The sequence below is a fragment of the Flagellimonas abyssi genome (genome assembly GCF_019457905.1).
GTDB lineage: Bacteria > Bacteroidota > Bacteroidia > Flavobacteriales > Flavobacteriaceae > Flagellimonas > Flagellimonas abyssi.
In genome coordinates, this window is sequence record NZ_JAHZSV010000010.1 from 111354 (window position 1) to 124854 (window position 13501).

General features: G+C 41.2%; 12 protein-coding genes. 6 read left to right on the top strand and 6 right to left on the bottom strand.

Annotation, left to right across the window (positions count from 1 at the left end):
- Positions 1–8: 8 nt before the first annotated feature.
- The 5 genes from K1F36_RS09025 (at position 9) to rlmB (ending at position 6490) form a co-directional block, all read left to right on the top strand.
- The gene (locus K1F36_RS09025; protein ID WP_220113520.1) at positions 9–1700 is read left to right on the top strand and encodes a SusD/RagB family nutrient-binding outer membrane lipoprotein; all 1692 of its coding nucleotides are present in this window, start codon (positions 9–11) and stop codon (positions 1698–1700) included.
- Between the two features lie 13 nt (positions 1701–1713).
- Entirely contained in the window at positions 1714–2619 is a 906-nt protein-coding gene (locus tag K1F36_RS09030; RefSeq protein WP_220113521.1) for a hypothetical protein, read from the top strand.
- A 177-nt stretch (positions 2620–2796) separates the two neighbouring features.
- Positions 2797–4242, top strand: coding sequence for a PQQ-dependent sugar dehydrogenase (locus tag K1F36_RS09035; protein ID WP_220113522.1), 1446 nt, complete (start codon positions 2797–2799; stop codon positions 4240–4242).
- Between the two features lie 30 nt (positions 4243–4272).
- The gene (locus K1F36_RS09040) at positions 4273–5661 is read left to right on the top strand and encodes an aryl-sulfate sulfotransferase (protein ID WP_258538999.1); all 1389 of its coding nucleotides are present in this window, start codon (positions 4273–4275) and stop codon (positions 5659–5661) included.
- A 94-nt stretch (positions 5662–5755) separates the two neighbouring features.
- Complete coding sequence (rlmB, locus tag K1F36_RS09045) at positions 5756–6490, top strand: 23S rRNA (guanosine(2251)-2'-O)-methyltransferase RlmB (protein ID WP_220113523.1); 735 nt, start codon at positions 5756–5758, stop codon at positions 6488–6490.
- Here rlmB and K1F36_RS09050 read toward each other — a convergent pair.
- Positions 6487–7209, bottom strand: coding sequence for a rhomboid family intramembrane serine protease (locus K1F36_RS09050; protein ID WP_220113524.1), 723 nt, complete (start codon positions 7207–7209; stop codon positions 6487–6489). The two genes, rlmB and K1F36_RS09050, sit on opposite strands and share 4 nt — an antisense overlap.
- 120 nt (positions 7210–7329) lie before the next feature.
- On the opposite strand from K1F36_RS09050, the gene K1F36_RS09055 reads away from it, so the two are divergent.
- Complete coding sequence (locus K1F36_RS09055; protein ID WP_220113525.1) at positions 7330–8607, top strand: replication-associated recombination protein A; 1278 nt, start codon at positions 7330–7332, stop codon at positions 8605–8607.
- Here the strand turns inward: K1F36_RS09055 and K1F36_RS09060 are convergent.
- The 5 genes from K1F36_RS09060 to K1F36_RS09080 are packed head-to-tail and all read right to left on the bottom strand — an operon-like array spanning position 8604 to position 13500.
- Positions 8604–9443 carry a hypothetical protein gene (locus K1F36_RS09060; RefSeq protein ID WP_220113526.1) on the bottom strand — a complete coding sequence of 280 codons (840 nt, stop codon included), beginning with the start codon at positions 9441–9443 and terminating at the stop codon, positions 8604–8606. The two genes, K1F36_RS09055 and K1F36_RS09060, sit on opposite strands and share 4 nt — an antisense overlap.
- A 13-nt stretch (positions 9444–9456) precedes the next feature.
- Positions 9457–10914, bottom strand: coding sequence for a DUF5723 family protein (locus tag K1F36_RS09065; protein ID WP_313790017.1), 1458 nt, complete (start codon positions 10912–10914; stop codon positions 9457–9459).
- Positions 10915–10916: 2 nt separating this feature from the next.
- Positions 10917–11468 (bottom strand): hypothetical protein, encoded by a 552-nt coding sequence (locus K1F36_RS09070; protein WP_220113528.1) that lies wholly within the window; start codon positions 11466–11468, stop codon positions 10917–10919.
- 54 nt (positions 11469–11522) lie between these two features.
- Positions 11523–12212: a YjjG family noncanonical pyrimidine nucleotidase gene (locus K1F36_RS09075; protein WP_220113529.1), complete on the bottom strand. Its 690-nt coding sequence runs from the start codon at positions 12210–12212 to the stop codon at positions 11523–11525.
- The gene (locus K1F36_RS09080; protein ID WP_220113530.1) at positions 12205–13500 is read right to left on the bottom strand and encodes a polysaccharide deacetylase family protein; all 1296 of its coding nucleotides are present in this window, start codon (positions 13498–13500) and stop codon (positions 12205–12207) included. Before K1F36_RS09080 ends, K1F36_RS09075 begins: the two co-directional genes overlap by 8 nt.
- Position 13501: the final 1 nt, after the last annotated feature.

Consider the following 13501-nt stretch of genomic DNA (forward strand, 5'->3'; position numbering starts at 1 on the left):
ATAGAAAAATGAAAATATATATAAAACAACTAGTTCTAGCGATTTCTTCCGTGGGGCTCCTACTTTCATGCGAGAGTACAGAACTTGATCTGACTACAGACCCGAATGCGGTAAGTCCGGACCAAGCTACACCCGATTTTTATCTTAACCGTGTACAAGAGGAATTCGCTCGTTTCAACGATGCTTTTGGAACCAATGGCTCCGAAGTAACCCGTATAGAATATATGGGTACCCGATTGTATCAACAAGCTTACTCGCCAGCATCTCAAGATGCGGAATGGAGGTTTGCCTATTCCTCTATGTTCACAGACATCTCTGCCATGAACGTTTTGGCAGAAGAAGCCAACTTCAGACGCCATATAGGTATGGGACAGGTATTCCAAGCGTTCACTGCAGTTACTTTGGTTGATTTTTATGGGGATGTACCTTACACTAGTGCTATACAGGGTTTAGACAACCTTAACCCTACAGCAGACAGCGGGGCCGATATTTATGAGGCAGCTCTAGGATTATTGGATGATGCCATTGCTAATTTCACCACAGAGGACAACACAGCAGATCCTAGCAATGACTATTACTATGACGGTGACTGGGATAACTGGGTAAAACTGGCAAACTCCTTAAAGTTGAAGATTTATGCACAATCCAGATTAGTAGATGGTGGTGCTATTGACGCATTCAATGCTATAATCGCTGGCGGTGATTACATCACTTCTGTAGATGAGGATTTCCAATTCGAATGGGGAACCAATGTTGTAAACCCTGATTCAAGGCACCCAAATTATATCGATAACTATACTCCACAAGGCTCATCAGATTATATGAGCAATTGGCTTATGAATTACATGGATAATTCCAAAGTTGAAAATGGTGTGGCCATCTATGAGGATAGTGATCCTAGGATTAGGTACTACTACTACAGACAATCCGCAACTACTCCTGGTGCAATTGATTCAGAAGGCCCTAACCAACAGACATTATCTTGTAGTGTGGAGCCAATACCTGAACACTATGTTGATGGTGGGTTCACTTTCTGCTATTTGCCTAATGGTTATTGGGGAAGAGATCACGGAGATGATGACGGAACTCCACCAGACGGACCTTTAAAGACAACATACGGTGTATATCCAGCAGGTGGCGAATTTGATGACAGCGAATTTAGTGCAGTGGATTTAGGCTCAGGTGGCGGTGGAGCTGGAATAATCCCTATCTTCTTGGCACAGACAATTGATTTCTTACAGGCAGAAATAGCCTATGCTACCGGAGACATCCCTGGTGCAAGAGCATTCCTTAGCGATGGTGTAACAAAGTCAATAGAAAAGACAATGGCCTTTGGAGCTTTGGATGCTGATGCAGACTTATCTTTGGCCCCTACCAGTGATGATGTAGACGACTATGTTGCAGAGGTAGAAGCTCTATATGATGCTGCTGTTGGTGATGAAAAACTAAACCTTATCGCCAAAGAATTTTGGGTAGCACTTTACGGAAACGGAATTGACGCATATAACTTTTATAGAAGAACAGGATATCCAAACGATCTACAGGCCAACTTGGAGCCAGAACCGGGTTCGTTCATAAGATCTTTCCTTTATCCTGCGGTTTATGCAAACAACAACAGTTCAGTTACACAAAAATCAAGTGTGACAGTGAAGGTGTTCTGGGACAATAACCCTGATTCCGGTTTCCCATTATCAAACTAAAAGAAAAAGAAAAATGAAAAGATATATTAAAAACATAATGATACTTTCGCTGGCATCCATTGGCTTTGTAGCCTGTGATTCCAGTAACAAGACAATTGATGATGTCTTCGCCGAAGTAACCCGCGGTGCTGTATTTAGAGCCACAACACCCAGCTCCGATGTTGCATCTCAAAACTTCCTGTTCAATTTTCCTACCTCGACCTATTCGGTAACTTTTGAGGTAGAGGACAACAAACAGGGAGAATTGCTTCAAGATGTTGAAGTCTACGCATCCTATACCGGCGCTGATGAAGCTGATTCAGTAGACGAGACACTGGTCACTACTTTGCCCGCATCGGCATTCTCACCAAACGATGTTGACTTACCCTCTATTACAGTAGAGTTTACGTTAGCAGAATTGGCAACAGCTTTGGGACTGTCCGAATCGGATTTCGTCGGAACCATACCAGAAGATTATGCTGGAGGAAGTAGTTTTACAATTCGATACGTATTGAACTTGACCGATGGTCGCTCCTTCTCCAGTGGGAATTTGAACAGTACTGTATCTGGTGGATCTTACTTTAAGTCTCCCTTTGTATACAGCATACCTGTCGCTTGTCCCCCAATTACTCCAACTCCAGGAGAGTGGACCATTGAACAACAAGATTCTTATGGTGACTCTTGGAACGGTGCTTCATTATCTGTAAGCATTGATGGAGAAGTAACCAGTTATGCCCATGAGGGTGGAGCTTCATCATCATATTCTTTCATTGTACCAGAAGGTACTGTTGAAATTCAGATCTTTTACAACAGTGGATCATATGATGAAGAAAACACATTTCAAGTCACTTCCGCTAATGGTGAAACCGTTTTGGATTTAGGCCCAGAACCACCAGCCGGAACCGCTTTGTTTGACTTCTGTATGGCTTTGGACCTGTAAAAAGCGATACAATTATAACTTAAGGGCGTAAAAATTTACGCCCTTTTTTTATACACCATCATTGAACACCGAATGCATAACATAAACCTGTTAATTTTAGTCTGAGAAGAGATGCATTCCATACCGCACAACTAGAATTTTTATATCTTATCAATATAGAATCAACCATAATCCAAGATGTCTCGATACCTGTATATTCTTTTGTTCAGTATAATTTTAACCGCCTGTCAGGATGGTTCTAAAAAGAAAGAAACTTCTTCCGAAAAGGAGCCTGTTAAGCCATCAACCAAACAGAGTGAGGCTTCAGAAAAAAAGAGCGATATCAATGAACCTAACGGTGGACTGTACCTAGCTGATGGATTCTCTGCACTTGTTGTAGTTGACAGCGTTGGACCTTCTAGACACATAGCTGTAAATGATAATGGTGATATCTACGTAAAACTGAGAAAACCTGAAGGCACTCATGGTAATCTCGCACTTAGAGATACTACCGGGGATGGAAAAGCTGATATTATAAAAACTTTCGGGGACTATCCCAATGATGGAACTTTTGCCACTGAAATGAGGATTCACAATGGATATCTCTATTTCAGTTCCGAACAAATTGTGTACCGACAAAAACTTACCCCAGGAAAACTTATTCCCGAATCCAAGCCCGAAGTAATTTTAATTGATCAATTCCCAAAAAGATGGCACAACTCCAAATCCTTGGCTTTTGACAAAAAAGGAAATATGTACGTCACTTTCAGTGCCCCAACAAATGCTTGCGAGAATTTCAATACAGAAGGACAGGTAAAAGGCATGAAACCATGTCCCGGACTGGAAGTTTTGGGAAGTATTTGGAAGTTTGATGAAAACCGTACCAATCAAATTCAACAAGATGGCGAAATGTACGCCATTGGTATAAGGAGCATGGTGGCGTTCTCTTGGAACGACAAGTACAATAGCCTATATGGTGTGCAGCATGGAAGGGACTACCTACACAACCATGCACCACAATACTATAGTAAATGGCACCAAGCGGTATTACCCGCCGAAGAGTTCATGAAAATAGAACAAGGGGATGATTTTGGATGGCCCTATACCTATTACGATCATTTTAAGAACAAAAGGCTAGTAGCTCCAGAATATGGCGGGGACGGTTCCACGGAGGATGATAAGTACAAAAAACCACTAATGGGATTACCGGCCCATTGGGCTCCCAACGATCTTTTATTTTATAAAGGTGATTTATTTCCATCTCGATATCGCAATGGAGCCTTTATAGCTTTCCATGGATCTATGAACAGGGCCCCATACCCTCAAGCAGGTTACATTGTAGCATTCATACAATTCAAAGATGGAAAACCAACCGGTGAATGGGAAGTGTTCGCCGATGGTTTTGCAAAGGTCGATACCATTGTAAGCATGCCCGATGCAAAATATAGACCCATGGGCTTGGCAGAAGGAAAGGATGGTTCTTTGTATATTTCCGAATCCAAACAAGGGAAGATTTGGCGAATAGGTTTCAATGGTGATCCAAAAAAGTTTGGAGAAGCTCAGCTTCAAAAAATGGAGGAAAGAAAATCAGCGGCCCATTTAAGGACCCCAGATAAAATAAAGGATGACCTGAGTATCAAATAAAAGACCCCTCAGAAACAATATCTAAAAAACATGAAAAAGAGAACTATGCTAATCCGGCTTTATACAAACAATATCAAAATTCTGGGCATTTGTTTCCTTTCAACACTTTTGCTAATCTCCTGTTCCAATGATGATGGTGGATCTCCTGACATTATTGGCGAGGAAACACCTGAAGAAACTGAAAACCCTGATCCGGAAGAGGAAACACCAGAAGAAACACCGGAAGAGACCGATGAAAATACTATTGAGGGAGAAACTGGAACGGCAAATATCATTGATTCGGAACAAATTAGTGATAGCTATGTGTTGGTAAACGACCTTTTGGCCCCTGCTGTTTATTTAATGGACAAAAGTGCAAATATTGTCTTTGAATGGGATTTAGGTGATAAAACTACTGGAAATGACGCGGTACTCCAAGATGATGGAACACTCCTTGCCACGTTTAGATATGATGAAAGTAATGATATTCTCTTTGGAGGTTATGGAGGTCAAATTCAAATTTTGGACAAAGAAGGGACTTCTCTTTGGGATTTCGTCTATGCCACCAGCGAACATAGGATGCATCATGATATCGAAAGGATGCCAAATGGAAATATATTGGCCATTGCATGGGAAAGAATACCTCAAGAGACTGCCACAGAAAATGGCTCTACCCATAATATGGATCTTTATTTGGAATCGGTCATTGAAATTGACCCTACCAACGATCAAATTGTTTGGGAATGGCATTCTATAGATCACATCATACAAGATGTAGATGACACTAAATCCAATTTTGGTTCAGTATCGGGCAATCCACAGCTTATTGATATCAACTTCAATAGTAACGATACTGGTAATCTTATGCACATCAATGGAATTGATTATGACGCCGATAACGATCTGATATACCTTAGTGTCAATTTTTATAGTGAAGTTTGGGTGATAGATCACAGCACAGATACCTCTGCGGCTGCAGCACATTCTGGAGGAAATTATGGTCAAGGTGGAGACCTTGTATACAGATTTGGCAACCCAACCACATATGGAGATTTAGATTCTGAACGATTGTTCCACAATAACCACCATCCCAACCTATTTGAACCAGGAAAATTCATGATTTTTTCAAACGGAGGGGAATTGGGCCAGTCGACCGTTTACGAAATGGAACTGCCTGAAGCGCTTTACCAACAATCAATACCCCAAAATACAGCGCCACAAGTTACATGGAGCTTCTCAAACCCTGAGTTATTCGCAGACAGGGTTTCAGGAGCCGTAAGACTCCCCAATGGCAATACGATGATAACCGAAGGAGATTATGGCATTTGGGAGGTAACTATGGATGGTGAAGTCGTTTGGAAGTTCTCAGGACAAGGCTTTTTTTGGAGATCGTACCATTACGCCAAAGATGACCCAGGAGTATTGGAGCTTGGACTATAAACTTCATTTGGTTAGTACTTTTAAAAAATTGATCTTCCATTAAAATGCTTATAAGTTTCTTTATTGCATCTTTGCAAATCAATTGCAATATATAATGAGCAGTCAAATCTACGGTATAAGGGCAGTCATAGAAGCGATTAACGCCGGGCAACCTATCAATAAGATATTTATTCAAAAAGGTCTTAAAGGTGATCTTTACAAAGAATTAGAGTCTTCTGCACGTAAAAGCGGCATCGGCCTATCCTACGTTCCTGTTGAAAAGCTGAACCGCCTTACCCGCAATAATAACCATCAAGGCGCCGTCGCTCAAATTTCCCCTGTGGAATTCCATCAGTTTGAAGAATTGGTGGAACAAGTACTCAATAAAGAAGAGACTCCTCTACTTCTAATGCTTGACGGTGTATCCGATGTGAGAAATTTTGGTGCCATTATACGTACCGCTGAATGTTGTGGCGTTCACGGAATCATTGTTCCTAAAAGTGGGGCCGCCCCCATAACGGACGATACGGTAAAAACATCTGCCGGGGCTGCCTTTAATGTCCCCATCGCAAAGGTAGACCACTTAAAAGATGCTATTTTTTACCTGCAATCTTCTGGAATTGTCGTTACTGGAGCTACCGAGAAAGCCGATGACGAGATTTATGGTGTCGATTTTAACCAACCTACCGCAATTATAATGGGTTCGGAGGAAAAAGGTATCTCCCCTTCTACCCTCAGCATCATAGACCATCAGGCCAAATTGCCCCTCATGGGAAAAATTGGTTCATTGAATGTTTCGGTAGCCTGCGGTGTTTTTCTTTACGAAGTTGTTCGACAAAGGAGAAGCTAATCATCGTCCAACTTTTTATAGTGATATTTGATTTCTATTTTTTCTTTAGGCTCTTCTGGCGTACTCTCGATGAAATTGCCGTTAGCATCAAAATGTTTTAGGAAAGGGTCATCCTCTTCCCTATAATCTTCTCGTTCCCAATCATATTTCCGAACCTCTGGAACTTGGATTTTAGTAACAAAAGCAAGTACCAATCCGGTGAAAAAACCCGCCAAATGGCCTTCCCACGAAATACCGTCCTTGACCGGGAATATATACCAGATCATACTGCCATATATGAACACCACAACCAACGACAGGGCGACCAAACGATAATTCTTGGCCAAAATTCCTTTAAAAAATATAAAACTGGCCAATAAGTAAATAACCCCACTTGCCCCAATATGATAAGATGGTCTGGCTATTGCCCACGTCAACAACCCCGAAACCAGAGCCCCGATCAACAAAACCCGAAGGGCCGCACTCCTATAAAAATAGAACAGAAATGCCGTCAACACCGCCAGAGGAATGGTATTGTTGTATAAATGTTCAATGGAACCATGGATAAACGGACTGAAGAATACTCCTTGCAGGCCCGATAATCTGCGAGGATATACACCGTACTCGTTCAAATTGATGCCCAATTGCATCTCTACCCAGAATACAATCCAAATGGACAATACCGCCACTAGGGGCGCTACTATAACTGAATTAGAGAATTTAAGCGAATCTGAACTCATACGGTCACAAAATCAAACATCCCGCCATAACATTAAAATTATACAAATTGTCAGGTGGCAGATGAAAATCCTTCCTCTTTTAAGAACAACGGACCATCAAATTTATTTTATTTTTGATGTATGAACGAACCTTTGGCAGAACGCATACGTCCGAAAACTTTAGAGGATTATATCAGTCAGCAACATTTGGTGGGGAAGCAGGGCGCTTTGACCAATCAAATTAAAAGTGGAGTAATCCCCTCATTGATTTTTTGGGGCCCGCCCGGAACAGGAAAAACCACCTTGGCCAATATAATCGCAACGGAAAGCCAAAGGCCATTTTATACTTTGAGTGCAATTAGTAGCGGCGTAAAAGATGTCCGAGAGGTGATTGACAAAGCCAAACAAAGTGGTGGCCTGTTTACATCTAAAAACCCCATTCTTTTTATTGACGAGATTCACCGATTTAGCAAGTCACAGCAGGATTCTTTGCTCGCTGCGGTGGAAAAAGGTTGGGTGACACTTGTTGGTGCAACTACCGAGAACCCGAGTTTTGAGGTAATTCCTGCACTTTTGTCGCGCTGCCAAGTCTATACTTTGAATTCTTTTGGAAAAGACGACCTTGTAGCACTCTTGGAGCGCGCCATCGAGACCGACACCTTGCTTTCCAAAAAAGACATTGAACTTAAAGAAACGGATGCCCTGCTGCGCTTATCGGGAGGAGATGGCCGCAAATTGCTCAATATCTTTGAGCTAATCGTTAATTCCGAACCAAGTGAAAAAATTGTAATCACCAATGAGCTGGTACTTAACAAGGTCCAAAGCAACACGGTTCGGTATGATAAAACCGGGGAACAACATTACGATATTGTTTCAGCCTTTATTAAAAGTGTTCGTGGAAGCGACCCAAACGCCGCTGTTTATTGGTTGGCCCGTATGATTGAAGGAGGCGAAGATGTAAAATTCATTGCCCGTAGAATGATCATATTGGCATCCGAAGATATAGGAAACGCCAATCCTACTGCACTTGTAATGGCCAATACCACTTTCCAATCCGTAACAACGATAGGATACCCAGAGGCCAGGATAATTTTGAGCCAATGCGCTACTTATTTAGCTAGTTCGCCCAAAAGCAATGCCAGCTACATGGCCATTAACGAAGCGCAACAAAAAGTTCGTCAGACCGGGGATCTATCTGTGCCTATTCCTTTAAGGAATGCTCCAACTAAATTAATGAAAGACCTGGGCTATGGAAAAGGATATGCATACGCACATGACTACGAAAACAATTTTGTGGATTTTGAATTTCTCCCGGAAGAAATTTCAGGTACCTCTTTCTATAGACCTGGGAACAACCCGAGAGAAAATGCCATGAAGGATTTCCTAAAAAAAAGATGGAAGAACAAGTATGATTTTTAGAACTTGATATCTAGTTCTTTCTGAACTTTTTCGCCGTTTTCAGAATACTCCAACAACCACTTGCCATCCTTTTGGAAGACTACTGCATTGTTGCCATTAAAATCGGTCATAAATACGTTGTCCATGGAAGTTTCCTGCAACTTCAACACAACCTTTGGTGTGCTATCCACGAGTTGATAGCCAAAATCGGTCGGCTGTGCATACAAAACCTCGGTTGGCAACTCAGACGATTGCTTTTCGGCGGCTCTTACAATGGATGATGGTTTCGGTTCCACAGCTTTGTAAACTTGCTCCTCTGTAGTCGATTTTTGCTCAATAATATGCTCCTTTGAATCTTCTTGAACTGATTTTACATCGTCCTTAAAATTGAGGGTAACCGTCGCTGATTCTTTTTTCTCCTGCTCATGCGGCACATAGCTGTAATCCATTCCAGCAAAAGAGATAAATGCTTTTTGAATAGCATCTTTGTATGCCTTATCGTATTCCTTGATCTTGCTAATTCCTTCAACAGACCTAAATATTTCAACATTGTTACAATCCTTTAGGGTGATTGTAACTTTTGTGGTAAACATATTGGAACCATCCTCCAAATTGGCCAATAGCCCCAAACACCTGTTGCCTGCCAAATCCATTGGGAGTGCATCATCATAAACGGGATTAAAGCCATTTTGTTCAAAAAAATATTTGACCAAAGTGCTGGTCTGGTATTCATTCACCGATTTAAATGCATCAAACTTCTTGGGCACAATGATATATTTGTAATCGTTCAACTGAGCATTTACCACTGTGTTCAATCCCATTGCAAAAAGCAATATGTACAATACTTTATGTTTCATATATCAAAGATACTCAATTACCGTTCCAAGATATAATATTAAATCCGAACTGTAAAGAAGCATAGTGGCTGTCCGCAATATTGGAGTAGCTTAGAAGATTGTCTGCCAGCACATAAAAGTTTACGGGACCCATCTGAAAATTTGCGCCCAAACCTATATTTGTAAAGGAATATTTATCCACGGTATACGTACCTTTTAATGAAAGTACACGACCAAAACGTCTTTGATAAAAACCGGTCAATGCAGCTTGGACCCCCTTTGGTCTTTTTATCATGAACAATTGTCCGCCGATACTGTTGCGGTAATAGTCGGAAGTACTTGACATTCCGCCGCTGTTAACGGCGCAACCGCAATTATCAAAAATTCTGCCGGTTCCGCCCTGTCCAAAATCGTATCTAACGGAACCGTAAACCTTCACTGGCCTCCAAGAGATATAGCTGGCCTGGTTTTCACCATGTGGCAATGCTGCATCGATTTCATCTATAAGTTCTTGCCATTTGTCATTGTCAACGTCATCGATATCCTCTGGAAGAACAATAGAAATACCGTCTGTAGTGGTGCTACCTGCAAAAGTATAGTTCCAAACATCCTTTGAATTGCTGATAAATCCAAGATCCAAAACACTAGCTGTAATGGTCGTCTGCGGATTTAAATTATAACTAAAACCAACATCAACACCAAAACCCAGGTTTCCACCCAACAGCGTCCTTTCCGTAAACAGGCTTTTTACATCCTTTTTCGTAGTTCCCGTATCCTCTTCGATGATATCATAAAAACCTTTAACACCGGCCGTTTGTAACTGCATATCTGCACTGATGGCACTTTCGTAGACATTGTTCTGTCCTTCCCTTGTAACAAATGACCCTGAATTGTTTATGGATTGAAACTGAAAAATACTGGAATATATTTTGGCTCTTCCTCCAATCGTAAGATTCTCATTTACTTTTCTATTGATGCCAAAATGAAGCACATTGACCATTTCACCACGAAGATTTAGGTCGCCTAAATCAAAATTTCTACCCAAATTTGCTCCTCCATTACCTTCAAAAGCCAAAATGGCCAAGTCCTTGGGCCAGTAGGAAATAATGTCCATTTCGCCATACATTCCAAAGGAATAGTAATCATCCAGTCTGTTTTTGCCCCTGAACCCTACAGTAAATGCCTCTATCTGACTTGTAGAGCTAAAATCATCTCTATCGGTCATAACCGACAACAATCGCTCTTGCACCTTGGTGGTAAAGTCCACCCCATCATTGGCAAAAAGGTCGTTCACCGTAACTCCACTGGTGGCTCCTTGCACGGACAGACCTGACAAAACAGGAATACCTGCATGCCATTTCTGCGAGGTCTTGACTCCTGGATTGACCATCAAAGATTGGGGAATCTCATAAAAATCGTACAATACCTCCTTGTTCTGGGCAAATCCGGTGGCGTATACAAAAAGTGTAATCAGGATAAGTCTTGGGGCCATACTCATTGTAGTTGAAATAAAAATTCAGCTCCAGAGCGAAATATAATCCTTGCATCAGGATTTGCAGAAACACTTGAACCAACACTTAGATTATCCGCTATAACCCGAAGACTTTTTGTACTGGATAATATATTTATGTTCTTGCCTCCTGCCCCATAAAAGACTGGATACTCCACAATATCCGGACTATTGGCCTCGATATCAAACCTCTCTACATCCAAAACCCTTCCATCTTCATTCAAAAATTCAATGACTATGCGAAGCCTTTTGCTTGTGGTGTTTTGTATTTGATAGGTCATTGTGCCTTCGATTAAACGCTCTGCTACATACTGCTCGTTAAACGCTTCAAAAGTGACCTCTTGAAAATAAAAAGAGCCCAATGGCCCTGCTAAATTTATGGTCTCCTCATCGGATTCCAAATAAAAAATCCCTGAGGACAAGGTCGGGGTCACCCTTAAATCATCAAACTGATCAAAATCTTGCTCTTCCATACAGGATATGGTGCAACACAATAAACCTGTGATCCAGAGAGTGGAATACAGTAATTTTCTCATAGCCAAAAACATTTCCCAGTGTCAAAAGTGGGGTTTGCCACTTGTAATATAACTCTATAAAATGTTTTTTATTTCAATAAGGTCGTGAATCATGGTACATTCTCCATGATCGGATTCTTTGTGAAAATTATAGTGCAGCACTTGCATCCCCAAGGCTTTTGCCCCTAAAATATCGGCTTCGAGATTATCCCCTATCATCAAAGAGTTCTGGGGCTTTACCTTTGCCTGTTCCAATGCCATTTGAAAAATGTAGGGGTCCGGTTTTTTAACACCGGCCATTTCTGAATCAATTATTTTTTGAAAATAATGATGGATTCCACTTCCTCTCAACTTTTTGGTCTGTACCTCCTGAAATCCATTGGTTATAATGTGCAACTTGTATTTTGGAAAAAGATATTCCAAAGTTTCCAGGGTATTGGGCAACAAATGGTTGAAAGATGATAGGTGGGCGATATATTCGTGGGACAATACGTCTATGATTTCGTCTGGCACATGTTCCCCGAGCCTATCAAATGTTTGTTTTAAACGCTGGTACCTTAGCTCGGACTTTCCAATTCCATTCTGCCGGTACAATGCCCACATTTGCATGTTGATGGGGGCATAAACCTCTAAGAAGTCGTCCAAATCTACGTTGACCTTATTTTCAACCAAAATTTTGGCGAAGGTCAATGCCGAGTTTTTTTCAAAATCCCATAAAGTGTGGTCCAAATCAAAAAAAACATCGGTTACTTTATGATCAAACATAGTATCTCTTTAAAAGGGATTGATACAGCTCCATCCAATCCAAATGCTGCTTTCCTCCCAAGAGCTCATTTGAGAATACAAAAATAAAGTCGCCCTTGACCTGTTTTACCAATCGGTATACCTTATCCATTTTCTCGTATACTTCTTCCTTGCTCTTGTACTTTACCAAAGCATAGTCGTGCATGGCAAACGGATGGATCTTAATGGGTTGTCTCACCTCTGTATTGATGTCGTAAAAATAAAAAGGCGTGCAAGTACCTGCCCTGAAACCAATTTCGTGGGTGTAGCCCATAGAAAAGTCATCCGTGAACTCCGTTTCCACCAAATTCCTGTAGGTCGCGGGAACATTTACTTTATTATAACGCAACCGGGCATAGCTGATGGGTCTATTGATTAAGTTGCCCAATTGTTTCTTTTCCTCCCGGAGCACATTTTTGTCATAAGATGATATAAACGAGGTACTCAAGGAAACAATACTATAATCAGCTACGGATTTGATCAAATAGCGAAATTTGTTATTATTGGTGGATACGTTTTTATCGTGTGCCGAATGCTTTGCAAACTGAAAAAAGAACATGGTTTTAATGGGAAACTTTTTATGGATATCCACCAACTCGAAAAAATTGTCATAAGGGTCTTTTTTGAGTCTCATCATCACCGAAAAGCGATCCAAGACATCCCTGAACCTAAAATTCCCCAAATCCAATAAAAGCCCTCCTATACTACGGGCAATCCCCCTCATGGCATACGCATGTGAAGTTGTAACATTTATAATCGAGGTAAAACGATAGTCCTTTTCCTTATTTTCCAAATCCGGGAACCTATCCTTTAAGGCCTCCAATAATTTGTAGGCCCAAAGGTCTACCACAGGAAGCTCCAAAAAGTCATTCTGATAAGCTATACTTTCCTTCACAGGGAACCTGCCCACACTGTCCTTAACATGGGGCAAATATTCTTCGTACCTGCTCAAAAGAAAGAAACTGGCCGAAAAAACATCAAAGGGAACAGTGCTTTTATCCCCAGCTGAAAAAAAACAGGGAAGCCCGTCCCAATCTGATACCCTCACCTCTAAATCATTGATGCCTTGCTCAAACAAAAGATCATTGCTTCGAATAAAGAATTCGTTCTGCAGGGGTTGTTTGGAATACGTCATTTTAGGCCCATTATGTTTGATGAACTCCTCGACCTTTGTTGTAAAACCCATCTCCACGCCCAAGATTTTTTCAAAAATCTGTTTGGCCGTATAGGTCAATCGATTGGTTACCTTATGTGTAAAAATCAACAACATG